Here is a 24243-nt window from a genome sequence, read left to right as displayed (position 1 = left end):
ACTGTAGTAGCCGATGCTGCTTGGTTAGCTGGTGATTGTGATGGTGACGGAGTAACAAATGAGCAAGAAGTATTAGATGGTACAGATCCAACAGATGGTTGTGATTTCTTAACAGCTAGTATTACATTACCAGCGAGTGATGAGTGGAATGCTCTGGATTGTGATGATGACGGATTAACGAATGGAGATGAAATCACAGAAGGAACCGATCCTCAGAACCCAGATTCAGATGGTGATGGTGTGATTGACGGAACCGAAGTTACTGATGGTACAGATCCCTTAGATATTTGTGATTTTGATTTTGATCATCAAACTGTAACACCTGTAGGTGATTGGTTAACTGCTGACTGTGATGGAGACGGTGTAACTAATGCAGATGAGATTGCTGATGGTACAGATCCATTAGATAACTGTGATCTTGACGTTACGAGTCAAACTGTAGCTGCTGATGCTGCTTGGTTAGCTGGTGATTGTGATGGTGACGGAGTAACAAATGAGCAAGAAGTATTAGATGGTACAGATCCAACAGATGGTTGTGATTTCTTAACAGCTAGTATTACATTACCAGCGAGCGATGAGTGGAATGCTCTAGATTGTGATGATGATGGTCTTAGTAATGGCGACGAAATTGCAATAGGAACTGATCCTCAGAACCCAGATTCAGATGGTGATGGTGTGATAGATGGAACCGAAGTTACTGATGGTACAGATCCATTAAATAACTGTGACTTTGATATAATTCACCAAACTATAACTCCAGATGCTGCTTGGTTAGCCGGTGATTGTGATGGTGACGGAGTAACAAATGAGCAAGAAGTTCTAGATGATACAGATATACTGGATGTTTGTGACTATAACGTAGCTAGTCAAGATATCTCTACTGTAACAGATATGTGGAATGATACAGATTGTGATGGTGATGGTGTGTTAAATGGTATTGAAGTACTTGATGGTACAAACCCATTAGACCTCTGTGATTACGATGCAGCGAGTCAAGACTTAGCAATTGCAACCGAAGAATGGTTCAATACAGATTGTGATGGTGACGGTGTTACTAACAGTGATGAAGTTATAGACGGTACAGATCCTCAAGATTCTTGTAGCGTTGATGCAACAAGTCAAACAGTTGATCCTACAGATACCTGGAATGAAACAGATTGTGATGGTGATGGTGTGACAAATGAAGTTGAAGTTATAGATGGTACAGATCCAACTGATCCTTGTGACTTTAATACAGATAGTCAGGATCTTGACACTGTAAGTGATGAATGGTTAGATCTTGATTGTGATGGAGATGGTATACCTAACGGAGATGAGACTGGAGATGAAGATGGAGATGGTGTTCCAGATTATACTGAAATTAATAATGGAGTATTAACTGCAACAGATGGTCTAGAAGTATTTGATATAATGACTCCTAATGGAGATGGATTAAATGACGTATTTGTAATAAGAGGTATAGAACAATATCCAAACAATACAGTACGTATTTATAACCGTTGGGGAGTAGAAGTATACGGAGTGAAAGGTTATGGTCAAGATGGTCAATACTTTAGAGGAGAAAGTAATGGTCGTGCAACCGTAAATGGAGATCAACTATTACCTGTAGGAACGTATTACTACACTATAGAATACACTAATGGTGATGGAAGACTACAACAGTTAGCCGGTCCTTTATACTTAAATAGATAATAATAGATACTAATATTCGGTGTGCTCGCAAGAGTGCACCGGATTAAAATAAAGCAATATGAAAAAATGTTTTAACACTATATTGGTTGTGTCATTGCTCATCTTAAGTTTGAGCGCAGTCGAGGTAAACGCTCAGCAAGATGCACAGTACACTCAGTATATGTACAATACTTTGAGTATTAACCCAGCATATGCGGGTTCTCGAGGTGGTGTTAGTGTATTAGGGCTTCACAGAAGTCAGTGGGTAGGTCTAGACGGCGCTCCTCGTACACAAACAGCTTCTATCCATTCTCCTATAGGAGATTCTCAACGCGTAGGTTTAGGGCTTAATATAGTACAAGATGATATCTTTATTACCAGTGAGACCTATGTAGATCTTGCGTTTAGTTACTCAATTCCTACATCAGACATTGGTAAATTAAGTTTTGGAATAAAAGGAGGAGTACACTTGTTAGATGTAAACTATTCAAAGGCTTCACCATTTCAAAACGGTGATGCACTTATTCAAAACAATATTGATAATCAGTTTTCTCCACAAGTAGGAGTAGGGTTATTCTATTCTACAGATCGTTTTTATGCTGGTTTAAGTGCTCCTAATTTATTGGAGACAGACCACTTTGACGATAGTCAAAACACTAATGATCCTAATGCAACCTTCTTAGCAACAGAGCGTATCAACTATTACTTAACGACTGGGTATGTTTTTGATATCTCACAAGATGTAAAGTTCAAACCAGCTGCTATAGCAAAGTGGGTTTCGGGAGCACCGCTACAAGTAGATCTTACGGCAAATGCTTTGATTTATGATAAGTTAACCTTAGGTGCAGCTTATAGATGGAGTGCAGCCTTAAGTGGTCTTGTAGGTTTTCAGGTTACAGATGGCCTAATGATAGGTTTTGCATACGATCGTGAGACTACCGAGTTACAACAGTTTAACGACGGTAGTTACGAGGTGTTTTTAAGATTTGAAATTTTAAAGAAGCCTAAGCGTTTGATTTCCCCTAGATTCTTCTAATTAGTATATTAACACTATTACGCTTTCGCGAAAGCGTAAACAGCTATTGAGCCGACTAAAATTATTTTGTATGAAACTAAGATTACTAAAAAGCCTATTCGCATTAACTATATGCTCGATGTGCCTAAATGTTACAGCACAAGAAGGAAAGGTTAGGGAAGCATCAGAAAATTTTGACGAGTATGCTTTTGTAAACGCGAGAGACCTATATAAGCGCGTAGCAGAGAGAGGGTTTACGTCACCTGAAATTTTGCAAAAACTAGGTGATGCTTACTACTTAACTGCAGATTACAAAGAAGCGGCAAAGTGGTACGGAGAGCTCTTTAATAATTTAGAGGAAAGTAGTTCTGTAAGTCCTGAGTATTATTTTAGATATGCTCAGTCCTTAAAAACACTAAGACAATATGACCTCGCAGATGCTCAAATGGAAAAGTTTAATAAACTTAATGGCGACGATACGCGAGCAGAGCGCTATGTGGCAGAACGAGATTACCTTAAAGAAATAGAAGCACAGTCTGGAAGATATAGTGTAGGTCGCGTAGACTTTAACTCAGAGTTACAAGATTTTGGACCAAGTTTTTATGGTGAGCGCCTTGTCTTTTCTTCAAATCGTGAGAGTAGAACTGGAGATTACATACACCACTGGAATGAGCAGCCATTCTTAGACTTATTTGTGGTAGATGTTCCAAGAGATAAATTTCCAAAAGTTGAACGCCTAGCAGAAAAGGTAAACACGCCATATCACGAGAGTACATCTGTATTTACAGAGAGTGGAGATGTTATTTATTTTACCAGAAATAACTACACTAAAAAGAAAAAATTAAAAAGAGATGAGCAAGGAACAACTAAGCTCAAGTTATATAGAAGTGAGCGCGTAAATGGTGAGTGGATTACACCAGTAGAACTTCCTTTTAATAGTGATGAGTTCTCTACAGCCCATCCAGCATTGAGCCCAAATGAAGACATTTTATACTTTGCATCAGATAGACCTGGTACAAAAGGATTAAGTGATTTATGGATGGTGACTATAAATGACGATGGTACTTATGGAGAGCCTGTTAATTTGGGTGGTGATATAAATACAGAAGGTAGAGAGACTTTTCCATTTATAAGTTCTGACAATAAGCTGTTTTATGGATCTGATGGTCACCTTGGTTTAGGAGGTCTAGATATTTTCGTAACACAACTTGAATCTGATGGTAGTATTGGGAATTCTTATAATGTAGGTAAGCCTGTAAATAGTAGTGCAGATGATTTTGGATTAATTCTTAGTGAAGAAAGAGGTACGGGTTACTTTGCGTCAAATCGTGCTACAGGTCTAGGGAATGACGACATCTATAGCTTTGTGCGCAAGAAAAAACTATTGACAGATTGTGCTCAAAACATTACTGGAGTTACAATGGATGTAAAAACAGACGAAATACTACCTCAAGCTACGGTAGAGTTGCGTAACATCGCAAATGAAGTAGTAGGGACTAAAATAAGCGATAATGCGGGACGTTTTAGCTTTCCAGATGTAGATTGTAATACATCTTACATAGTGCGTGCTAGCAAGGCTTCTTATGAGCCAGCAGAGGCTATAGTAAATACAACATCAGAGGTAGGGCTAGTTTTAAACAGAGATTTATACTTAAAACCACCATTAAAAGTTGAGTTAGGCGATGATCTTGCAAAGACACTAGAGCTTAATCCTATCTACTTTGATTTTGATAAACACAACATTCGTCCAGATGCAGCTTTAGAGCTTGAGAAGGTAATTGCTGTTATGACAGAGTACCCAAGTCTTAAGATTGATGTACGATCACATACAGATAGTAGAGCTCCAGATGCGTATAATATGAGTCTATCTCAGCGCAGAAATATTTCTACTATAAAGTACATAGTAGAACAAGGAGGAATAAGTAAAACAAGACTTACAGGTAGAGGTTATGGTGAGACACAGCTTACTAATGCTTGTGGTAATGGTATAGAATGTACTGAAGAGGAACACCAACTTAACAGAAGGTCTGAATTTATTATAGTGGCAAAATAAAAGTCATTTATACTTAATTATAAAAGCCTCGATCAGAAATGATCGAGGCTTTTTTATGGGTAGTGTTTACCTAGTCTAGTTAATTCTCTTGAGTCTTACGTTGTTATTGCTTATAGATTAACCCATCTTTCATAACAAAAGAGACACTTTCTGTAGTTGCTATGTTTTGTGTAGGGTCATCATCTGTAGCTACAATGTCTGCGAGGTAGCCTGGGGCTAGTACACCTAGTTTACCTTCCATATTTAGAAGTTTCCCGTTTGTAATAGTTGCAGATTGTATTGAAAACATAGGGCTCCATCCATAATCTACCATATATCTAAACTCCTTTGCATTTTCACCGTGAGGAAATACTCCTGCATCAGTCCCAAAAGCAATATTTACTCCAGATTTTGCAACCATTGTAAATGTCTTTTTGAGCGTAGCATCTACCTTTTCAATTTTAGGTATGATGATGTCTGGGTAGTAACCTTTTACTTTAGCCTTGGCAGCGACATACTTTCCTGCAGATAGGGTGGGTACGAGATAGGTGTTGTGTTTTTTCATAAGCTGCACCGTTTCTTCATCCATAAATGAGCCGTGCTCAATAGTCTGTACACCCGCTTTAATAGCTCGTTGCATCCCTTCTTTACCGTGTGCGTGTGCAGCTACGTGCATTCCGTACTCCTTTGCAGTGCGTACAATCTCATCTACCTCTTCTTGTCTAAATTGTGGGTTATCACCATTTTTACTCACACTAAGAACACCTCCGGTGGCTGTGATTTTTATAAGGTCAGCGCCATTCTTATAGCGTTGCCTTACCGCCTTTCTTGCGTCATCTACACTGTTTATAACACCTTGGGCTGGACCAGGGTCGCCCATATTTACCTTTTTAAAACCATTAGTAGGATCTGCGTGGCCTCCTGTGGTTCCTATGGCCTTTTCGGCGGTATAAATACGAGGACCTCGAGTGGTTCCTGAGTTAATAGCATTTCTTAAGGATACATTTACTCCAGAGCCGCCTAGATCTCTTACTGTTGTAAAGCCTGAGAGTAATGTTCTTTCTGCAATTTCGGCTGCTGTAAAGGCTATGTCTGCCTCATTCTTAGTAAAAGTCTCAAGATACTGTTTCGGGTTTGTCTCGCCTTCTATGTGCACGTGCATATCTATAAAGCCAGGCATTACCGTTTTGGTTTTAAGATCAATTACTTTTTGTCCACTTTTCGCGGAAGCGTACCCCTTCTCAACACTCACAATTTGATTACCCAGTACGGTAATAGTTTGCTCTTTTAAAACTTTGCCATTTTGAGTATCTATTATTTTACCACAATGTAGTAACGTCTCTTGTGCAAAAGTGGTCATACTCACAAAGCAAGCAAGTAGAAGGGATAGCGTATATTTCATAGATTATTTATTTACAAAGTCAATCACGGTTTTAGTTATAAAAGCAATCTGGTCGTCCTCTAGTTCTGTGTGCATAGGTAGGGAGATACAATCTTTTACAATGGCATTAGTCACGGGGAAGTCTGCTTCATTATATCGCTCGTCTTTATAAGCTTTCTGGCTGTGCAGTGGGATAGGATAATACACGCCGCAAGGTATCCCATTCTCATTAAGGTGTGCTACAAGAGCATCACGATCTGTGTCTACTACTCGTAATGTATACTGGTGAAAAACGTGGCAATCACAACTATCACAAACTATAGGCGTAATAATCTTTTTATTACTCATAAAGGCTTCTGTATACTTGCGTGCAGCATCGCGTCTCGCTTTGTTATATGAGTCTAGATGTGGCAGTTTTGCTCTTAAAACTGCTGCTTGTATAGAGTCCAGTCTACTGTTTACCCCTACTACATCGTGGTGGTATCGTACGTACATACCGTGATTTACCACACCTCTTATGGTATGAGCAAGGTCATCGTCATTTGTAAATATTGCACCGCCATCCCCATAGCAACCTAAATTTTTTGAAGGGAAAAACGATGTTGTACCTACGTGACCTATTCCTCCAGTTTTTGTTTTCTTACCATCACGACCTGTGTAGTTTGAACCTATACCTTGTGCGTTATCTTCTATAACAAAGAGGTTGTGCTCTTTTGCTAGATCCATAATAGCATCCATATTTGCTGCTCTACCAAAAAGGTGAACAGGCACAATAGCCTTCGTTTTTGGTGTGATAGCTCTCTTAATAGCTTCTACGTCGATATTAAAATCTACTGGGTCAACATCTACAAGAACCGGGGTAAGTTTTAAAAGGGCAATCACCTCTACAGTAGCTGCAAAAGTAAAATCTGCCGTGATGACCTCATCTCCTTGTTCTAGACCCAATCCCATCATTGCAATTTGAAGCGCATCAGTACCATTTGCACAGGGTATTACGTGCTTTACGCCTAGATATTCTTCAAGCTCGGTTTGAAATTTTTTAACCTCAGGACCATTTATAAAAGCGGTATTTGCAATCACCTCTGCAATACTATTATCTACTTGTTCTTTTATCGTTGCGTATTGGCCTTGAAGATCGACCATTTGTATTTTTTTCATCCTAGAAGTTTGAAAGGCAGGTTGCCTTTTTATATTAAGTTATTAATAAATGTCACTAATTTTATTGGAAACAAAAATACAAAATCTCCATCTCCTACTCAGACCTATTTAATTACAAAGTGTATTTTTGAACCTATGCAAATAATGTATTCTTTATTAATGAAGTTAGTCCAGGCTGTATTACCGCTTGCTGGAAATTTTAATAAAAAGCTTCAAAAGTCTATTACAGGTAGAAAGGATACTATCAAGATTTTAAATGCCGAGCTCATAACTGGAAAGAAAACGTTGTGGATGCACGCCGCTTCTCTAGGAGAATATGAGCAGGGTGTACCTATATTAAAGGCCCTTACTGAGCACTATCCAGACCACCAGTGGGTGATAAGCTTCTTCTCTCCCTCTGGATATGAAATAAAGAAAAATAACGCTTTCGCGAAAGCGACCATCTACCTACCACTAGACACCACATCAAACGTTTGTACCTTCTTAGATACCATAAAACCAGAGGCAGTTTTTTTTGTTAAATATGAATTCTGGCCTAACTACCTAAGAGAGCTACAAAGCCGAAAGATTAGAACCTTTTTGATTTCTGGGGTCTTTAGAGAAAGTCAGCCTTTTTTTAAACCTTATGGTAAATGGATGATCAAATCACTAGAGAGTTTTGAGCATTTATTTTTGCAAGATCAAAACTCTGCCGAAGCTTTAGAAAAGCTAGGATTTCAAAATTATACAATAAGTGGAGATACTCGCTTTGACAGAGTGAGCCAGCAGCTTACAATGGATAATACGCTTGATTTTGTCTCGCGATTTAAGAATGATAATCTCTGTGTGGTATGCGGAAGCACTTGGCCAGAAGATGATAAACTAATTATAGACTACATAAACAATCACAAAGGCAAGGCCAAATTTATTATCGCTCCACACGAGATTAAAGAAGAAAAAATATCAGCATTTATAGGAGCTTGTACCGCTAGAGTCGCTCGTTACTCTACAATGGATGTAAATACTTTAAAAGATTATGATGTACTTATAGTTGATACGATAGGACTTCTTACTAAAATATATAGTTATGCAGATATAGCTTATGTAGGCGGTGCTATGGGGAATACGGGATTACATAATATTTTAGAACCGGCGACTTTTGGAGTACCTATTCTTATAGGGCCTCATTTTGACAAATTTCCCGAGGCAAAAATACTCCAGCAGCTTGCTGGATTATATGCGGTGGCGAGTCAAGATCAATTTGACGAACGACTTAATAAACTACTCAATGATGATAAGTTTAGAGCACAGACGGGTATGATCGCAGGGCATTTTGTAAATAGTAATACTGGGGCCACGCGAGCTGTCATAGATTATCTCAAAGAGAGTAATTAAGGAAGCACAGATACGGCTTCTCTCAAGTATCTTCTAAAAGGTAGCATCTCTTTATACATTTCAATAAGTAGTGCGTCAAAATCTTTTGATAAAACTTGCTTTCGCGAAAGCGTAGTCTCCACTGCAAATGTTTTATACCTAAGTAAGTCAATATGGGGGTGGTCCTTAGAAAAACCCTTTGGTGCGGTTTTTAGTTTATCTTGACCCCATAGGTTTCCAAATGCTTTTGTAAAGCTGGGTTTTTCTAATATAGCTTTGAGTTCTTCGCCATTATAATCTATCGCATCGCGTATGCTATCTAGTATTTCTTTTTTAGGCTTCCAGTAACCACCGGCTACAAGATTGTGTTTAAGACCTATCTCTATATAAAAATCCCCTTGTTTAGTTCTTTGATCCAGTCCTGCGCCTATATGGTCTTTATAAATAGGCTTATTAGGGTGGAACATTAGATTGTTATTGATACGGTTTATAGCTTTTTTACCAGGCGTGTCGAAATACGCTCCATCTACTTCCGCCAGCTTCGCATTAAGTTTGTTGAGCCAGTTTATATGGTTGTCTCTAATATGGTGATACTCTTTGCGATGAGCATCCATCCACTCTTTGGAGTTGTTTTGTTGAAGTTTTTCGAGAAAGTCGTAGGTATCTTGAAAGTTCATTTTTACTTTAAAATTAACAGTTTTAGGTTATATAGTAAGTATGAGAGGTAAATGTTAACGTAACTTTAGAGCTTATTGGTAAAGCTTTGTGCGTGAAGCCTTATTAATCAATCTACATTTGTAGTATACTAAACCAATATGATTATGAAAACATTAAAAATAGGAGCAATTGCTCTAGGTATTATGGCTGTATCATTAACCTCTTGTAAAGAAAAGAAAACAGAGGCAGAGCAGGCTATAGAAGAAGCAAAAGAAAATGCCGTTGAGATAAAAGAAAAAAATACAGACGACGGTTATAAATTAAAAACAGAAAATGCAAACGGTTCTGAGACCAAAGTAAAGGTAGATGAAGATGGCGCTGTTAAGATAAAGACAGACCATTAATCTGTTTTATAACAACACGTAAAAAGGATAATACAAGTGATTGTATTATCCTTTTTTTTATGCTTTAAATTCTGTCATTTGTGCTTTGAGTTCAAGCATAGACTGTTGTAGTTCTTTAAGTAAATTGTTGCTACTACCTTCATCTAGATTAAAAGTGAGCTTACTATTTACTTGCCATATTTCTTGTATATCACTTACAGCTACCTCATAAGGTGCATACTCCTCATTAATAGAGATGAGCAATACTCTGGATGAATCTGGAAGCTTCTGTAATTTTTTAACTACAACAGCATCCTGCATTACAATGACATATACTTTATTATCACTAGCATACTCAAGACTTTCTACACCTTTTGCAAGTACCCAGTCTTCTGGTCTAAAGTTAGGCAACATACTATCACCTTCTACTTGAAAACCTCTGTAAGTGGCATTACGGTATTGAGGAATAGGGAAGTCAAAAGCAGGTAGGTTTTGATACCACTCTACATCTGCTATATTATTTGGGTAACCAGCTGCTGCTTTTTGATTTACTAGTACCATATTCTCTTTATCTTCCTTGTCTACAATGACAACTTTAGGACTTATATCTCCCTTATCTGGGTTAAGATATTTCTGGTTACTATACCCATATATCCATAAAGGGTTTATTTGAAATAAACGCAAGAGCTCTGTAATAACTTGCCCAGATAGTTTAGTTCGACCGCGTTCAATATCTGCAGTGCTGTTTTTTATGCCTAATTTTTCGGCAAACTCTGCTTGTGTGAAGTCGTGATCTTCTCGTATTTCTTTAAATCTGCGTATCTCAGAAGGTAAGTCGTTTGTTCCCATACGGTAAATGTATGAAAATTAGGAATAATTCCAAATTTTATTTATTTATCATAAAAACATCTAATTCAGCACTTTGAACGTATAATGAACATAACATTTTAAAAACAAAAGTTGTAAGTAGCTATTAATCGGTTATTTTGTGTTTTTTATCGGTTTAAGATTACAGTTAAAATCAATAATTGATGATTAAATGTGAAATTATGTTAAATTTGCACCTCACAACTATCTAAACAATTTTGTATTATGAAAAAATTATTATTAAATGTTGCTGCATTAGCACTTATCGTAGGAGCAGTTTCTTGTAGAGAAGTACAAGAAAAAGCAAATGAAGCTGGAAACGCTGTTGAAAATGCTGCAAACGATGCTGCAAACGCAACTGGTGATGCTGTAAACAGTGCTGGTGATGCTCTTGAGAGCGCTGGTAACTCTGTAAAAGATGCTGCAAATGACGCTGCAAACGCTGCTGGAGATGCTGTAGATGCAACAGGAAACGCTATCGAAAACGCTGCAGATGCAACAGTAGAAGGAGCAAAAGATGCTGCAAATGCAACTAAGGACGCTGCAAACAACGCTATTGATGCAACTAAAGATGCTGCAAACAATGCTGTAGACGCAACTAAAGACGCTGCAAACAATGCTGCAAATGCTACTAAAGATGCTGCAAATGGAGCTGTAGATAAAGTAAAGAAGGCAACAGGTCACTAAGAAGATCTTTAACCATCATATATTAAAAAACCAGCCACACGGCTGGTTTTTTTTATGCTCTAAAATAAATAGAATCTATTCAGGTAAAACTGCGCCGCTTGCAGCTACATCTCTATTTATTTTTCTCATAAGTCCTTGTAACACTTTACCAGGACCTACTTCTATAAATTCTGTGCCTCCATCTGCAATCATTTGCTGTATGGTTTGTGTCCATCTTACTGGAGCGGTAAGTTGTGCTATTAAGTTTGCCTGTATTTGGCTAGCATCTGTAATAGCAGTTGCTGTTACATTTTGATATATAGGGCAAACAGGGTTTTTAAAACTAGTTGCTTCTATAGCTGCCGCTAGTTCTTCTCTAGCTGGCTCCATCATAGGTGAGTGAAAAGCTCCTCCTACAGGAAGCACAAGCGCTCTACGAGCACCTTTTTCTTTCATAGTCTCACAAGCTTTATTTATGGCTTCTATCTCTCCAGATATTACAAGCTGGCCTGGGCAATTATAATTTGCCGCTACCACAACTCCAGGCGTTTGCTCACACACTTCTTCTACCACGGCGTCTTCTAGGCCTAATACGGCTGCCATAGTAGATGGCTGTATCTCACAAGCTTTTTGCATAGCTTGGGCGCGCTGGCTCACAAGCTTTAATCCATCTTCAAAACTTAATGCGCCACTTGCTACTAGGGCAGAAAATTCTCCAAGTGAGTGACCAGCAACCATTGCCGGTGCAAAATCTGTCATTACAGATTTAAGTGCTATAGAATGTATAAAGATAGCAGGCTGTGTTACTTTAGTTTCTTTAAGATCCTCTGCAGATCCTTCAAACATTACATCAGTAATATTAAAACCTAAAATATCATTTGCCTTTAAAAAAAGATCTTGAGCATCTGGGTATTTTTCAAAAATGTCTAATCCCATTCCTGAGAACTGAGCACCTTGACCCGGAAATATATATGCTTTCATAAGTTTATGTTCGTTAGTAAGTGCAAAAGTACAAAATGAGAGAGACTCAATGAGGAGATATACGCTTTCGCGAAAGCGTACTCAAAACTACGTATAAGTTCTTTGCTCTACTTTCTCTTCCAGCTTTGAAAAGTAAAGCCGCTTTTGTGTTTATCGTCTACATCGTGAAAGGTACTGTTTACAAGTTCCCATTCACTCTCTGGTATTTCTGGGAAAAACGCATCTGCCACATACTCGTTATGTACTCGGGTAAGTTCTATGTGTGTGGCATATGGCATACCTAGTTTATAAATCTCGCCACCGCCTATAATAAACGAGTGAGCTTCTTGCTTACAAAATGCCAGCGCATCTTCTAGGGAATGCACAACGGTAGCACCTGGTGCGTTGTATTGCTTATCTCTTGTAATGACTACGTGTGTTCTGTTAGGTAGCGGTTTTGGGAAAGACTCCCAGGTTTTACGTCCCATAATAATATGGTGACCTGTGGTGAGTTTTTTAAAATGACGAAAATCATCTGGAAGATGCCAGGGTATGTCGCCATTTTTACCCAGTGCATTATTTTCGGCAGCAGCTGCTATCATTGTTATCATAGGGGAGTATTCTGGTTGTCTAGTGAGGTATTTGGGTCTGTTAAGATTGGACTTTTTTTTTCTGGTAAAGGGTGCGATACTTGCACACTCTCTTCTAGCTCTGCGATGCGTAGTTTTTGTTTGGCTACGAGTCTGTCTAGGTGTTTTTGTTCCCATTCTTTATTCATAAACTTACTCATTACAATGACGTTTATGAGATGAATGAGAAAGAAGAATGTCCATATAAGAATGGCCCATACAAACCAAGGAGTCTCAAAAGGTTTAAACTCTTCACCCACATTGAGCACTTGATTAATTACAATAAGAAGTATTGCTCCTGCTAGAAAAGCTACAAAGTGCCTGTAGAGGTTTTTCTTTTGCCTTACGCGAGCTTGAGCGTTTTCTATAAGTTCTTTTTGAACTGGGTCTATAGATGTTGTTGTTTTCTTTGAGAATAGTGCCATAAAATGCGACCTTTATATAATCATATAAAATTAGCCTTTTAGAACGTCATTTTAAAAATAGCTTATGAAAAATTTTGCCAAACTCTTCCCAATCCTAAGCCAGTATACCTATCTCAATACGCCATCTTCTGGTTTACTATCTGTGCCAGTAATGGAGTGGAGGCAAGAACACGATCTTGATTTTCTCGTACAAGGTAGCTTGCTTAAAGAAAATCAAGGTAAGATACTAGGAAGTGTGCGTGAGAAGGTAGGCAAGCTTTTTTCTTGCGAGGCAAATAGAGTAGCCCTTGTTCCTAATTTTTCATACGGTTTTAATACACTACTTGAAGGTATAAAAACACACAAAAAGGTACTGTTGCTAGAAGGAGATTACCCATCTATAAACTGGCCTTTTGAGAGTAGAGATTTTGATATTAAGTACACCCAGATTAGTTCTAATCTTGAAGAGGTCGTTGCAGAAGCTTTTAAGAAAGATACGCCAGATATTTTTGCATTCTCACTTGTGCAATGGCTGGATGGTTTAAAAATAAACCAAGGGTTTCTTAAAGATTTAAAAGCGCTATATCCTAATACATTATTTCTTGCAGATGCTACACAGTACGTAGGTACAGAGGTGTTTGATTTTGATAACTCCGCACTAGATGCTATAGGTGCGAGCACCTATAAGTGGATGAATGCTGGGTACGGTAATGGCTTTTTCTTGTTTAAAGAAAGTATTGTAGACCGTGTTGCACCTAGCACAACAGGTTTTAATTCTGTACAAGGTAAGTATAAGCCTCAAGAAGGGAATTTTTTAGGCCGTTTTGAGCCGGGACACCAAGACACGCTCAATTATGGAAGCCTAGGTGTAGCAATAGATGTTATAAATCAACTTGGTATGAGTGTTGTAGATGCGAGAATTAAGGACATAAATCTCAAGGCCAAAGAGATGTTTTTAGAAAATGGACTTCTTTCAAAAGCAATTGCAGAGCGCGAGAGTCACGGTACATTTTTTAATATAAATGGAGACGACCAAACTATAATAAAACTAAAAAACCAAGATATACTTACGATGGTGCGAGGTGAAGGCGTGCGGGTAGGTTTTCATTACTTTAATACAGAAGATGATCTAGCACATTTACTTGAAGTTATTAAGTCATAATCCCTTTGTTTTGTGGTTTTTGCTGTAAATTTTATGTGAGTGAGGTGTTAATTAATCACCATATTATCAATTTATGATGTCTGCAAACGTTTTCGATTTACTAGATATCAATTTTAAGAGGTGCAATATTATTAAATCGTGAATAATGCACTCAATAGTCTGATTATCTGTTTTTTATAGTGTTCTAGTCCTATCTTTGTACTTTATCAAAAACAAAGAATTATGGCGCTTACTAAGAAATTTTTAAAAACAAAGCCTGTTTGTAAAGTAACCTTTGCGATTGCTGCTTCAGAGGCAGATACGGTTGCCGTAGCAGGTGATTTTAATAACTGGGATACCACAACACCTCTTAAAAAACTTAAGAACGGAACCTTTAAAGGAACTTTTGATATCCCTACAGAAAAGTCATACGAGTTTAAATATGTAGTAGATGGAGAGTGGGTAAATGAAGAAGCTGCAGATGGTTACCAATGGAATGATTATGCCGCTGCCGAAAACAGTGTCTTAGAATTATAATAGCAAGTTTTCCCCCAACTTATAGTGCAAAAAGCCATTTTCGGTTAGAAAATGGCTTTTTTTACGTTACAGAAATATAGAATTACTCTACTACCTCGACACCACGCCAGAAGGCAACCCTATTCTCTATACTTTTTGCTAGCTCACTTACTTCTGGATAATACCAAGCGGCATCAGTATTTTCTTTACCATTTACCTCTATTGAGTAATATGATGCTTTTCCTTTCCACGGGCAGGTACTGTGTAAATCACTAGATTTAAAATACTCTTTCTTTATAGCCTCGTGCGGAAAATAGTGATTGTTTTCTATCACTATCGTATCATCACTTTCTGCTATTACTTCGTTGTTCCATATTGCTTTCATAATTCTTTTTTTTAGATGTTGTTACGCTTTCGCGAAAGCGTACTCTTATTTCTTTTCAAATAAATAGTTCTTGTAATATCCCTTACTATCTGCAAAGTCGTTTATGATATTAAGCCCAGACTCATTTGCAAGCCACTCTACAATGCTGTCGTCATACTTCTGGCTTATCTCTGTATGTATGGTCTCCCAGGCATTAAAGTGTACATCAAGATCTAGAGCGTTAATACGTACATCTTGATCTTGCTTACTCACGAGATAGCTCTTTGCAGTGCCTGTTTCTGGGTCGTAAACCTCCCAGTGTTTAAACTGGTCTGGATTAAAAGTGCCATCCATCTCATCATTAATGCGATGCAGTAGGTTTTTATTGAAAGCAGCGGTAATACCTTCTGGGTCATTATAAGCATCAAGTATCACCTGCGGATTCTTTTTCTGGTCAAACCCCATAAAAAGTAAATCTCCCTCGCTCATTGCTTTTTTAATATTTGATAAAAAGTCTATAGCCTGTGGGTGTAAAAGGTTCCCTATGTTTGAGCCTAGTACTACAATTACTTTTTTACGAGAGTTGTAATTTGCTAGCCCTTCTAGCACGTCAAAATAGGTGCCCTGTTGTGGTTTTATATCTACTTGTGGTAAATCGATATTCATACTTTCTTCCAGACCGTCTAGCGCATTCTGACTGATGTCTATAGGGAGGTAAGTAAAAGTGTCTCCGCGAGTTACTAGGTGTTCTAGTAAAATCTTTGTTTTCTTCCCGTCACCAGCCCCTAGTTCTATAAGCTCAAAACCGCTTTTACTGCTAAAAGCTTGTGCAATGGCAGTTTTATGTGTTTCAAAAATTTCATACTCACAATCTGTGAGGTAGTAGCTAGGCATTGCCATAATATCTTGAAAGAGCTTGTCTCCCTTCTTATCATATATAAATTTTGAAGAAAGATATTTTGGAAATGCCGTAAGCCCTTCTTCAACTTCTTTATGAAATGCGGTTGATATGGTTGGTTTAGTTTGTGTCATATATGTAATGGTCGTGTAGTATGGTAATAACTTACTATTATTTTGCTAGGCGTAGTCCTGTAAATTGCCATCGCAATCCAGTTTGAAAAAAGTTACGATAGGTGTGTCGTGTATGTTTACTAGATGTTGCGACAGAGCCACCTCTTAATACCTTCTGGTTTACCATAAACTTACCATTATATTCTCCCAGCGCTCCCTCTTCTTTTTTGTAGCCAGGGTAGGGTAGGTATGCACTCTCTGTCCACTCCCAGCGGTCTCCCCAGTCTAGATGTTTACTTGCTACTTCCCACTCAAATTCTGTAGGTAAGCGCAGGCCTTTATATTGTGCATAAGCAAATGCCTCGTAGTATGAGATATGAGCTAGAGAGGCACTCTCGTCTATTTCTTGTAAGCCTTTTTCTAGTGTGTAGTGATACCATTTATCTCCTACTTTATGCCAGTACATAGGGCATTCTATATTGTTTTTTTGAACCCAGTCCCAGCCTTCGGCGTGCCAGAGCAATGTTTTATTATATCCTCCAGCTTCTATAAAAGCTATCCACTCACCGTTTGTTACAAGAGTATTAGATATTGCATAGTCGTGTAGATATACTTTATGATGCCCCAGCTCATTATCATAGCAAAACTCTGTAGTGTTATGTCCTATTTCATACACACCTTCGGTTATATGAGTCCATTGGGATTGCGGGGTTTCTTTTACGCTTTCGCGAAAGCTAATATCTCCTCCATAAACAGGCATAAGTGGGTTGTTGCCTAGTATATATTTTATATCTGTAGCGAGTAGCTCTTGGTGTTGTTTCTCGTGATGTATGCCTATGGTAAGTAACTTAGTCACCTCTGCCGAAACGTCTCCCTCTAGAAGATCTTTAAGAGCCTCTGTTACATATTTCCTGTAAGCATATACTTGGTCTACAGTGGGTCTTGATAGATTACCTCTGTCTGTGCGCACAACGCGCTTACCTATACTCTCATAATAGCTATTAAAAACAAAAGCAAAGTCATCGCTAAAAAGTGTGTAACCTTCTTTATGATGTTTTAGAATAAACTCTTCAAAAAACCACGTAGTGTGACCTAGGTGCCACTTAGGTGGCGAGACATCTACTATGGGTTGTACGACATAGTCTTCTATCTCAAGTGGTTTACACAGGCGCTCTGTGTGCTGTCGAGTTTCAAGAAAAAACTCGAGTAAATTTTCTGTAACAATCATAGCAGTGACAATTATAAGTCACATAAAGTTACGGGTTTTTGAGTGCGTGTAAAATTTTATGACCTCATTTGGCAAAATGTTAATATTTAAGCCAAGTGATGCATCGGGTCTAATTCGGTAAGTAGGTCGTACTAATAGGTAATGGGTATTGTATATTCTGCAGCTACTTTTTTGCCACCTAGTTCTCCAGGTTTAATTTCTGGAATAGATAAAATGACTTTTTTGGCTAGTTCTTTTATTTCTGGTATTCCTCCCTTTATACTGCGTATTCTAATAGACCCATCTTTTTGAATATAAAAGTTTACTGTAACCTTCTTATATTCTAGTTTTTCCATAAGATCATATGGAATTTTAAAATTGGCCGCTATATGCTCACTTAAAGATTCATCAAAGCATCTTCTCAGTTTATGTATATTTTTAAAATTACAGCCGGGCCAGATGGGAGGGCGCTCAAAGGCTTTTACACCAGCTTGTGAACCATAAAAATATTCTTTGCTGTCTGAGTAGGATTGCGCGTGTAGTGAGAAGGCACATAAAACAAGTGCCAGTATAGTTATCAAACGATTCATAAATGTTGTTTTGATGATGAGTGTTAAATATATCTATTAAAGTACTAGAATATGGAAAACACCGATAACTATTTACTGTTGAGACAGCTATAAATGAGACGAGGAGCAAAATCTCTTTTGCTCCTCGCTTTATAATAGTGTATGTTCTTACAGTCTTACAATGTAAATGCAAGTTTAAGATCGCTATCCTTTTTTGTTCCTCCCATATTGCCGGGAATTACTTGAGGCATCATCATAATCACTCTTTTTACTTCTTTTTGTACTCCTGGAGAGCCTCCTTTTACAGAACGTATTACTGGTTTACCTTCTTTGTTTATAAACATATCAATTGCCACCTTCCCTTTTACATAGTCTGATGGAAATTTAAAATTCTTAACAATATGTCCTGCTAGTTTCTGGCGTAAACAATTGTTTTTTTGATTGATAGACCCAGTACATCCTGGCCACGTAGGTGGTACCTCTGCAACTTTAAGAGTGGTAGACTTTCTCATAGACACACCTTCTTGTGCACTCATAGTTGTAAATGCTGCAAAAAAAGCAAGGGCAAATAATAATTTTTTCATTGTTGTAAGTAGGTTAATTTGAGGTTATATCGCAACTGCTCCTTTTATATGAGGGTGCGGATTGTAATTTTCTAAAGTAAAGTCATCAAAAGTGAAGCCAAAGATGTCTTTTACCTCAGGATTTATTTTTAAAGTAGGTAAAGTACGAATTTCTCTGGATAATTGAAGTTCAACTTGTTCCATATGATTACTGTAAATATGGGCATCGCCAAAGGTGTGAATAAAATCTCCAGCCTCATAGCCACACACTTGCGCCATCATCATTGTAAATAATGCGTAACTAGCTATATTAAACGGAACTCCTAAAAAGATATCTGCACTGCGCTGGTATAGCTGGCAACTTAGCTTTCCATCTGCTACATAAAATTGAAAAAATGCGTGACAGGGAGGTAAAGCAGCTTTACCATTTGCAACATTTTCAGAAAAAGAGACAGAAGTATCTGGCATTACAGATGGATTCCAGGCGCTCACAAGCATCCTGCGGCTATTAGGATTTTTTTTAAGTGTCTCTACAATATCTTTTATTTGGTCTATCTCGTCACCATTCCAGTTGCGCCACTGGTAACCATAAACGGGACCTAGGTCTCCATTCTCATCTGCCCACTCATTCCAGATGCGCACACCATTTTCTTGTAAATACTTCACGTTAGTATCACCTTGTAAAAACCATAAAAGCTCATAGATGATAGATTTAAGGTGTAGCTTTTTTGTAGTAACCATCGGGAAGCCTTCTGAGAGGTCAAAACGCATTTGATACCCAAATACACTTTTTGTTCCTGTACCGGTGCGATCGCCTTTAAAGTTGCCTTCGGCGAGTACGTGCTTCATTAAGTCGTGATACTGTTTCATACATCTAGTTTACTAAGTGATAATTGTAAGGTGCTTATGCTAGTGGTGATTACGCTTTCGCGAAAGCGTAAAAAGTCTCTTGCAAAGTTCAAGCAAAATAAAAACACCTGCCGTCTTCTACAACGAAAGGTGTTTCTAGTTATTATGAGTTATTAACCGAGGTTATTTGCCGCCTAGTGAGGCGCGATCTTCTGAGCGTTCTAGCCTGCGCTGTATTTTTTTTATCGCAGACTCTATAGATTTTTCTGGTTCAATCACATTGTATGTTCCCCAGAATTCTGGATCACCAAAACCTAGATTTTGATCTGCCATAATGATATATTCATCTATCTCGCCATTGCCTTCCCAAGAGGTGTTTGATGTGGCGAGTTGCCAGTCTGTGACAGCCATCTCGCAAGAGAGCGTGTATATAGACTTAAAAAGACGGCGTTTTCTCTTGACCTCAAAAGAGAGGTCTGCTTTACTATAACCATAAACCCACCTGCCATTCTTCTCGCGATAGTTTACCTCATAAGAGATGTTGCGAGGTTTTATTTTTACGTCACTCGGTTTGCGGCGCACAAACATCTCGTTTACCTCATTTGTATTGTCTAGCTTGAGAGCATAAGTAGCTTTTACAAGAGCGAGACTGCTTGCGCCTATATATAAACTCCCTTCATATAGCGGTGTAAGCACTTCTCCACGTTGTTTAAAACGGACGACAAAAACATTCTCTCCATTAATTTCTGATACTTTACCAAATCTAAAGGTATAAGCATCCATCGTTTCTGGGCTAAAGATATATTCTGGATACTTCATTACGTCTACATATAATGTGCTAAAAGGACCTCCTTGTAGCTTAAGAGCAATGGTGTCTAGTTTTGAGTAGTCTGTGTCTTTTCTAGATTTAACTAGTCGTATTTGGTCTTTTTTGCTGTTTGCATTAGGTTGCTTATAGATGTTTACAACGGCTTCTGCTAGCGATGCATTTTTGCTACGCTTTTTTATAGTCTCTCTGTAAAAAGCAGTCATTACGGTTTTATCACCTAGGTAGTTGTCTTTACGTTTATTGAGTACTTTTTTTACAAGGGCTTTTGCATCTGTATAAGCAACTAGGTTTGCAGGATCAAGACTTATGATGCTGTAGTCTAGTTTAATTTTGAGTGGCTTTTTAAGATTTTCTGGTAATAGAATAATTTTTTCATTAAAGCCTAGAGCGGTAATTTTAAGTTGCTTCTTTGTATCTGTCGCTGGTATTTTTAAGGCAAACTCACCTTCATTATTTGATACAGTACTTAGGTTAGTGCCCATAAGAGTAACGGTAGCCTTAGCGATGTCATCTTTAGAATCAGACTCGGCTATTGTTCCTTTTACTTCAACATAATTTGCTATGTTTTGAGCATAGGTACTTGGGATAAATGCCAGTATTATACATAGAGCAAGTAACCATCTGAGCTGGCTAGTAAGCAGTTTTTTGTGCGTTTTCATAAGCGGTTTTTTAGTATGCAATCTATTCTACCACATTAAGATACGACAAAAATTAATGTAGGTAGTACACTTTTGTCGGGTGTTGTAAAGATTGCTTTCACCCAGTAGGTTGTTTTACGAGATAAACAAGGGTGATTACGCTTTCGCGAAAGCGTAAAAATCTAAAAAAAAAGAGTGGTGCTAGATAAGGATCTATTACCCTATAATCATACCGGCAATGGTTGCAGATATAAGTGAAGCTATAGAACCTCCTATAAGTGCTTTAAGACCAAAGCGTGATAATTGCGTGCGCTGCCCTGGAGCTAGAGAACCTATACCACCTATCTGAATACCGATAGAGGCAAAGTTTGCAAATCCACAAAGCATATATGTTGCCATTATGATAGACTTCTCGTAGTTGAGGTGTACAACGTTTGTGGTGTCTTTAAGCTCTGCAAGTTGTATGTAACCTACAAATTCGCTTGCTGCTAGTTTTATACCTAGTAGTTGTCCCATCATCGTTGTGTCTTCACTAGCCACACCTATAAGCCACATAAGTGGGGCAAAGATGGTACCTAAGATAGCTTCTAGAGATAGTTGCGGGTATGCAGAGTGTGTAGCTATCCAGCCGTTAAGTGTCGTGATTTCACCTATCCAGCCTAGTAGGCCGTTTGCCATAGCTATAAATGCTACAAAAACCAGAAGCATTGCCCCTACATTTACAGCAAGTCTTAATCCTTCTGTTGTTCCGTTTGCAATAGCATCTAGTACGTTTGCTCCTATTTTATCGTTTGAGACAGATACGTCTGTGTTTACTTCTTCTGTCTGAGGATATAATATTTTTGAAATTACAATAGCTCCTGGTGCTGCCATTACTGAGGCTGCAAGTAGGTGCTTTGCAAAAATAAGTCTAAGCGCTTCGTCTTCACCACCCAAGAAACCTATGTATGCCGCAAGTACCGCTCCAGCAACTGTAGCCATACCACCTATCATTACAAGTAAGATTTCTGACTTGTTCATTTTTTCTAAGTATGCCTTTATGAGAAGCGGTGCTTCCGTCTGGCCTAAAAAGATATTACCAGCTACACTTAAACTCTCTGCTCCAGAGATACCTAACAGTTTTGATAGTAACCACCCAAAGGCTTTTACAACCTTCTGTATTACTCCAAAGTAGTACATCACAGAGGTAAGCGCAGAAAAGAAGATGATGGTAGGTAATACTTGAAAAGCAAATATGTACCCAAAAGTTGAGGTGTCACTTACGAGACCTTGAAATAAGAAATCACTTCCAGCAAGGGTAAACTCTAGTATGCTTACAAAGATGCTTCCTATAAAATCAAAAATACTTTCTACAAAAGGAACTTTAAGTACACAAACAGCTATAATAAGCTGGAACGCAAGTCCTATGCCTACTGTTTTCCAGTTTATTGCTTTGCGATTGCTACTAAATAAAACAGCAATTACAATAAGAGTAACCATACCTAGTACACCACGGCCAAAACTCTCAAAAGTAAAACCTTGAGAAGGGATAACATCTGCCATAGCCTGTGATTGCTCCTGCGCAAATGTTGTAAGTGAACTCATTAATACTAATAGGGTGAGTAGTAGCTTGCGCATATAAGATTGTTTAGTTGCGTTTTGAGATTTCATCTCGCACTTGTGCAGCAGTCTCATAGTCTTCACTATTTACGGCTTGCTCTAATTTGTTGTGTAGTTCTTGAAGTGACATTTTTTTATAATCATCACCGCTTGATGTAGGCTCTTCTTCCAGAATGATTTCATCCATTAGGACTTCATCCTCTTCTGTAAACTCCTCTGGGTTTGTGTTTCCTTTGAGAAAGATACCTGCTTTATCAAGTATATTTTTATAAGTAAATATAGGTGCTTGAAAACGTAGGGCTAGTGATATAGCATCACTTGTACGTGCATCTATAATTTCTTCTATTTTGTCTCTCTCACAAATTATACTAGAGTAAAAAACACCATCTACAAGTTTGTGTATTATTACTTGTTTAATGACGATATCAAAACGATCTGCAAAGTTTTTAAATAAGTCGTGTGTGAGAGGTCTGGGTGGTTTTATTTCCTTTTCTAATGCAATCGCAATAGACTGTGCCTCAAAAGCTCCTATTACAATAGGTAACTTACGTTCTCCGTCCTGTTCGGTAAGAATAAGGGCATACGCGCCATTTTGAGTCTGGCTGTAGGAGATTCCTTTAATGTTTAAACGCACTAAGCTCATAAGTTGCAAAAATAGGAAAAAGGGATTATAAGTTAAGAAGTTTATACGATTTGCCGTATTGTTATCTTAATTATAAGGTAATGTGCAGTCTTTTAGGTAGATAAGGGTAAATAAAAATGAGCTTAAATATAATTTAAGCTCATTTTATATAACTAATAGTTTATTTCTAGCTGTTAGAAGCTTTAAAGGCTTTAAGCTTCTCATTGAGTTGAGGTACAATTTCAAAAGCATCACCTACGATACCATAATCTGCTGCTTTAAAGAAAGGAGCTTCTGGATCTGTGTTGATTACTACTTTTACTTTTGAAGAGTTAATACCCGCAAGGTGCTGTATAGCTCCAGAGATACCTATCGCGATGTATAGGTTAGAAGCCACAGGCTTACCAGTTTGCCCTACGTGCTCACCGTGAGGTCTCCACCCTAGGTCAGATACTGGCTTAGAACAAGCAGTTGCTGCTCCAAGTATGTCTGCCATTTCTTCTATCATCCCCCAGTTTTCTGGTCCTTTCATACCACGACCTGCAGAGACTACAATCTCAGCATCTGCGATAGAAACTTTATCTGTAGCTTTATCTACAGAGGCAACCTCTACACCAAATGTTCCTAGATCTGCACTAAAATCTTCTGTTGCAGCAGCGGCGCTGTTTTCTTTAAGACCATATGCGTTCTTACCAAGACCTACAATTTTTACATCTGTAGAGATCTCTGTAATGTTAAATGCTTTGTTAGTAAAAGCAGTACGCTTTACTTTAAATGGTGCTGCGCTTTCTGGAAGAGCAACCACGTTTGATGCATATCCTGCCTCAAGCTCTACGGCTAGTAGAGGTGCAAGATACTTTGCGTTTGCGCTCTGGCTTAATACAACTACTGTTGCACCTTCTGCCTTTGCAGCAGCAGCAATACCTTTTGCATAAGCAGCTGCATTAAATGCGTCTAGCTTACTGTCTTTAAGGTTTAAAACTTTATCTACACCATAAGTTCCTAGTGGTGCTGTGTCACCTCCATTTACTGCAATAGCAGTAACAGAAGTTCCCATCATATCTGCAACACCTTTTGCATAAGATGCTACCTCAAGTGAAGCTTTTTTGAATGCTCCGTTTTCTGATTCTGTATATACTAAAACTGACATATTATCGTA

General features: G+C 38.1%; 25 protein-coding genes. 8 read left to right on the top strand and 17 right to left on the bottom strand.

Annotated elements, in window-relative coordinates; translation table 11 throughout:
- From Q0948_RS13725 to Q0948_RS13715, 3 genes are all read left to right on the top strand, one after another.
- Positions 1 to 1692: gliding motility-associated C-terminal domain-containing protein (locus Q0948_RS13725; protein WP_298572917.1), on the top strand; the 1692-nt coding region annotated here is incomplete at its 5' end.
- Positions 1693 to 1750: 58 nt separating this feature from the next.
- Entirely contained in the window at positions 1751 to 2707 is a 957-nt protein-coding gene (locus Q0948_RS13720; protein ID WP_298353898.1) for a type IX secretion system membrane protein PorP/SprF, read from the top strand.
- 118 nt (positions 2708 to 2825) lie between these two features.
- Entirely contained in the window at positions 2826 to 4739 is a 1914-nt protein-coding gene (locus tag Q0948_RS13715) for an OmpA family protein (RefSeq protein WP_298353895.1), read from the top strand.
- Positions 4740 to 4842: 103 nt separating this feature from the next.
- Here the strand turns inward: Q0948_RS13715 and Q0948_RS13710 are convergent, their stop codons facing one another.
- Together Q0948_RS13710 and Q0948_RS13705 are read right to left on the bottom strand one after the other, a co-directional pair.
- Positions 4843 to 6120, bottom strand: a complete 1278-nt coding sequence (locus Q0948_RS13710; RefSeq protein WP_298353892.1) for an amidohydrolase family protein — start codon at positions 6118 to 6120, stop codon at positions 4843 to 4845.
- Between the two features lie 3 nt (positions 6121 to 6123).
- A complete protein-coding gene (locus Q0948_RS13705) occupies positions 6124 to 7257 on the bottom strand; it encodes a DegT/DnrJ/EryC1/StrS aminotransferase family protein (RefSeq protein WP_298353889.1) in 1134 nt (377 codons plus the stop codon).
- Positions 7258 to 7416: 159 nt separating this feature from the next.
- On the opposite strand from Q0948_RS13705, the gene Q0948_RS13700 reads away from it, so the two are divergent.
- Positions 7417 to 8631, top strand: a complete 1215-nt coding sequence (locus Q0948_RS13700) for a glycosyltransferase N-terminal domain-containing protein (protein ID WP_298353886.1) — start codon at positions 7417 to 7419, stop codon at positions 8629 to 8631.
- Here Q0948_RS13700 and Q0948_RS13695 read toward each other — a convergent pair.
- Positions 8628 to 9287 (bottom strand): DUF2461 domain-containing protein, encoded by a 660-nt coding sequence (locus tag Q0948_RS13695; RefSeq protein ID WP_298353883.1) that lies wholly within the window; start codon positions 9285 to 9287, stop codon positions 8628 to 8630. The genes Q0948_RS13700 and Q0948_RS13695 overlap by 4 nt on opposite strands.
- A 144-nt stretch (positions 9288 to 9431) precedes the next feature.
- Between Q0948_RS13695 and Q0948_RS13690 the strand changes: the two genes are divergently transcribed.
- Complete coding sequence (locus tag Q0948_RS13690; RefSeq protein WP_298353880.1) at positions 9432 to 9671, top strand: hypothetical protein; 240 nt, start codon at positions 9432 to 9434, stop codon at positions 9669 to 9671.
- A gap of 57 nt (positions 9672 to 9728) precedes the next feature.
- Here the strand turns inward: Q0948_RS13690 and Q0948_RS13685 are convergent, their stop codons facing one another.
- Positions 9729 to 10499 carry a LexA family transcriptional regulator gene (locus Q0948_RS13685; RefSeq protein WP_298353877.1) on the bottom strand — a complete coding sequence of 257 codons (771 nt, stop codon included), beginning with the start codon at positions 10497 to 10499 and terminating at the stop codon, positions 9729 to 9731.
- Positions 10500 to 10742: 243 nt separating this feature from the next.
- On the opposite strand from Q0948_RS13685, the gene Q0948_RS13680 reads away from it, so the two are divergent.
- Positions 10743 to 11204 carry a hypothetical protein gene (locus Q0948_RS13680; protein WP_298353874.1) on the top strand — a complete coding sequence of 154 codons (462 nt, stop codon included), beginning with the start codon at positions 10743 to 10745 and terminating at the stop codon, positions 11202 to 11204.
- A 75-nt stretch (positions 11205 to 11279) separates the two neighbouring features.
- Here the strand turns inward: Q0948_RS13680 and fabD are convergent, their stop codons facing one another.
- From fabD to Q0948_RS13665, 3 genes are all read right to left on the bottom strand, one after another.
- The gene (fabD, locus tag Q0948_RS13675; RefSeq protein WP_298353871.1) at positions 11280 to 12164 is read right to left on the bottom strand and encodes an ACP S-malonyltransferase; all 885 of its coding nucleotides are present in this window, start codon (positions 12162 to 12164) and stop codon (positions 11280 to 11282) included.
- 107 nt (positions 12165 to 12271) lie between these two features.
- A complete protein-coding gene (locus Q0948_RS13670) occupies positions 12272 to 12754 on the bottom strand; it encodes a dihydrofolate reductase (protein WP_298353868.1) in 483 nt (160 codons plus the stop codon).
- Positions 12751 to 13197, bottom strand: a complete 447-nt coding sequence (locus tag Q0948_RS13665; protein ID WP_298353866.1) for a 2TM domain-containing protein — start codon at positions 13195 to 13197, stop codon at positions 12751 to 12753. The genes Q0948_RS13670 and Q0948_RS13665 overlap by 4 nt, the downstream gene beginning before the upstream one ends.
- Positions 13198 to 13261: 64 nt before the next feature.
- On the opposite strand from Q0948_RS13665, the gene Q0948_RS13660 reads away from it, so the two are divergent.
- Together Q0948_RS13660 and Q0948_RS13655 are read left to right on the top strand one after the other, a co-directional pair.
- Positions 13262 to 14338, top strand: coding sequence for an aminotransferase class V-fold PLP-dependent enzyme (locus tag Q0948_RS13660; protein WP_298353864.1), 1077 nt, complete (start codon positions 13262 to 13264; stop codon positions 14336 to 14338).
- A gap of 222 nt (positions 14339 to 14560) precedes the next feature.
- A complete protein-coding gene (locus Q0948_RS13655; protein ID WP_035325716.1) occupies positions 14561 to 14854 on the top strand; it encodes an isoamylase early set domain-containing protein in 294 nt (97 codons plus the stop codon).
- 82 nt (positions 14855 to 14936) lie between these two features.
- Here the strand turns inward: Q0948_RS13655 and Q0948_RS13650 are convergent, their stop codons facing one another.
- From Q0948_RS13650 to Q0948_RS13605, 10 genes are all read right to left on the bottom strand, one after another.
- Complete coding sequence (locus Q0948_RS13650; RefSeq protein WP_298353860.1) at positions 14937 to 15218, bottom strand: DUF427 domain-containing protein; 282 nt, start codon at positions 15216 to 15218, stop codon at positions 14937 to 14939.
- A gap of 45 nt (positions 15219 to 15263) precedes the next feature.
- Positions 15264 to 16229: an L-histidine N(alpha)-methyltransferase gene (locus Q0948_RS13645; protein WP_298353857.1), complete on the bottom strand. Its 966-nt coding sequence runs from the start codon at positions 16227 to 16229 to the stop codon at positions 15264 to 15266.
- A 37-nt stretch (positions 16230 to 16266) separates the two neighbouring features.
- On the bottom strand, positions 16267 to 17436 hold the full coding sequence (egtB, locus tag Q0948_RS13640; RefSeq protein WP_298353855.1) for an ergothioneine biosynthesis protein EgtB: 1170 nt from the start codon (positions 17434 to 17436) through the stop codon (positions 16267 to 16269).
- Between the two features lie 131 nt (positions 17437 to 17567).
- Positions 17568 to 18005 (bottom strand): hypothetical protein, encoded by a 438-nt coding sequence (locus Q0948_RS13635; protein ID WP_298353850.1) that lies wholly within the window; start codon positions 18003 to 18005, stop codon positions 17568 to 17570.
- Positions 18006 to 18160: 155 nt separating this feature from the next.
- Complete coding sequence (locus Q0948_RS13630; RefSeq protein WP_298353847.1) at positions 18161 to 18568, bottom strand: energy transducer TonB; 408 nt, start codon at positions 18566 to 18568, stop codon at positions 18161 to 18163.
- Between the two features lie 24 nt (positions 18569 to 18592).
- Complete coding sequence (locus Q0948_RS13625; RefSeq protein ID WP_298353844.1) at positions 18593 to 19417, bottom strand: thymidylate synthase; 825 nt, start codon at positions 19415 to 19417, stop codon at positions 18593 to 18595.
- A gap of 162 nt (positions 19418 to 19579) precedes the next feature.
- On the bottom strand, positions 19580 to 20884 hold the full coding sequence (locus Q0948_RS13620) for a carboxypeptidase-like regulatory domain-containing protein (protein ID WP_298353839.1): 1305 nt from the start codon (positions 20882 to 20884) through the stop codon (positions 19580 to 19582).
- A gap of 195 nt (positions 20885 to 21079) precedes the next feature.
- The gene (locus Q0948_RS13615; RefSeq protein WP_298353836.1) at positions 21080 to 22480 is read right to left on the bottom strand and encodes a nucleoside transporter C-terminal domain-containing protein; all 1401 of its coding nucleotides are present in this window, start codon (positions 22478 to 22480) and stop codon (positions 21080 to 21082) included.
- A gap of 10 nt (positions 22481 to 22490) precedes the next feature.
- Entirely contained in the window at positions 22491 to 23105 is a 615-nt protein-coding gene (locus tag Q0948_RS13610) for a bifunctional nuclease family protein (protein WP_021778034.1), read from the bottom strand.
- A 166-nt stretch (positions 23106 to 23271) separates the two neighbouring features.
- Complete coding sequence (locus tag Q0948_RS13605; protein WP_298353832.1) at positions 23272 to 24234, bottom strand: electron transfer flavoprotein subunit alpha/FixB family protein; 963 nt, start codon at positions 24232 to 24234, stop codon at positions 23272 to 23274.
- Positions 24235 to 24243: the final 9 nt, after the last annotated feature.

Origin of the sequence: uncultured Dokdonia sp., from assembly GCF_947496725.1 — a bacterium.
Lineage (GTDB): Bacteria > Bacteroidota > Bacteroidia > Flavobacteriales > Flavobacteriaceae > Dokdonia.
The sequence above is the reverse complement of the archived record's forward strand: the minus strand, read 5'-3'. Positions and strand labels throughout refer to the sequence as shown.

Coding starts and splice junctions, on each gene's coding strand:
- Q0948_RS13650 (WP_298353860.1), bottom strand. CDS start 15,218: ATGAAAGCAATATGGAACAACGAAGTAATAGCAGAAAGTGATGATACG.
- Q0948_RS13610 (WP_021778034.1), bottom strand. CDS start 23,105: ATGAGCTTAGTGCGTTTAAACATTAAAGGAATCTCCTACAGCCAGACT.
- egtB (WP_298353855.1), bottom strand. CDS start 17,436: ATGATTGTTACAGAAAATTTACTCGAGTTTTTTCTTGAAACTCGACAG.
- Q0948_RS13660 (WP_298353864.1), top strand. CDS start 13,262: ATGAAAAATTTTGCCAAACTCTTCCCAATCCTAAGCCAGTATACCTAT.
- Q0948_RS13715 (WP_298353895.1), top strand. CDS start 2,826: ATGTGCCTAAATGTTACAGCACAAGAAGGAAAGGTTAGGGAAGCATCA.
- Q0948_RS13625 (WP_298353844.1), bottom strand. CDS start 19,417: ATGAAACAGTATCACGACTTAATGAAGCACGTACTCGCCGAAGGCAAC.
- Q0948_RS13645 (WP_298353857.1), bottom strand. CDS start 16,229: ATGACACAAACTAAACCAACCATATCAACCGCATTTCATAAAGAAGTT.
- fabD (WP_298353871.1), bottom strand. CDS start 12,164: ATGAAAGCATATATATTTCCGGGTCAAGGTGCTCAGTTCTCAGGAATG.
- Q0948_RS13620 (WP_298353839.1), bottom strand. CDS start 20,884: ATGAAAACGCACAAAAAACTGCTTACTAGCCAGCTCAGATGGTTACTT.
- Q0948_RS13670 (WP_298353868.1), bottom strand. CDS start 12,754: ATGATAACAATGATAGCAGCTGCTGCCGAAAATAATGCACTGGGTAAA.
- Q0948_RS13665 (WP_298353866.1), bottom strand. CDS start 13,197: ATGGCACTATTCTCAAAGAAAACAACAACATCTATAGACCCAGTTCAA.
- Q0948_RS13635 (WP_298353850.1), bottom strand. CDS start 18,005: ATGAATCGTTTGATAACTATACTGGCACTTGTTTTATGTGCCTTCTCA.
- Q0948_RS13605 (WP_298353832.1), bottom strand. CDS start 24,234: ATGTCAGTTTTAGTATATACAGAATCAGAAAACGGAGCATTCAAAAAA.
- Q0948_RS13630 (WP_298353847.1), bottom strand. CDS start 18,568: ATGAAAAAATTATTATTTGCCCTTGCTTTTTTTGCAGCATTTACAACT.
- Q0948_RS13690 (WP_298353880.1), top strand. CDS start 9,432: ATGAAAACATTAAAAATAGGAGCAATTGCTCTAGGTATTATGGCTGTA.
- Q0948_RS13615 (WP_298353836.1), bottom strand. CDS start 22,480: ATGCGCAAGCTACTACTCACCCTATTAGTATTAATGAGTTCACTTACA.
- Q0948_RS13705 (WP_298353889.1), bottom strand. CDS start 7,257: ATGAAAAAAATACAAATGGTCGATCTTCAAGGCCAATACGCAACGATA.
- Q0948_RS13720 (WP_298353898.1), top strand. CDS start 1,751: ATGAAAAAATGTTTTAACACTATATTGGTTGTGTCATTGCTCATCTTA.
- Q0948_RS13695 (WP_298353883.1), bottom strand. CDS start 9,287: ATGAACTTTCAAGATACCTACGACTTTCTCGAAAAACTTCAACAAAAC.
- Q0948_RS13685 (WP_298353877.1), bottom strand. CDS start 10,499: ATGGGAACAAACGACTTACCTTCTGAGATACGCAGATTTAAAGAAATA.
- Q0948_RS13710 (WP_298353892.1), bottom strand. CDS start 6,120: ATGAAATATACGCTATCCCTTCTACTTGCTTGCTTTGTGAGTATGACC.
- Q0948_RS13655 (WP_035325716.1), top strand. CDS start 14,561: ATGGCGCTTACTAAGAAATTTTTAAAAACAAAGCCTGTTTGTAAAGTA.
- Q0948_RS13680 (WP_298353874.1), top strand. CDS start 10,743: ATGAAAAAATTATTATTAAATGTTGCTGCATTAGCACTTATCGTAGGA.
- Q0948_RS13700 (WP_298353886.1), top strand. CDS start 7,417: ATGAAGTTAGTCCAGGCTGTATTACCGCTTGCTGGAAATTTTAATAAA.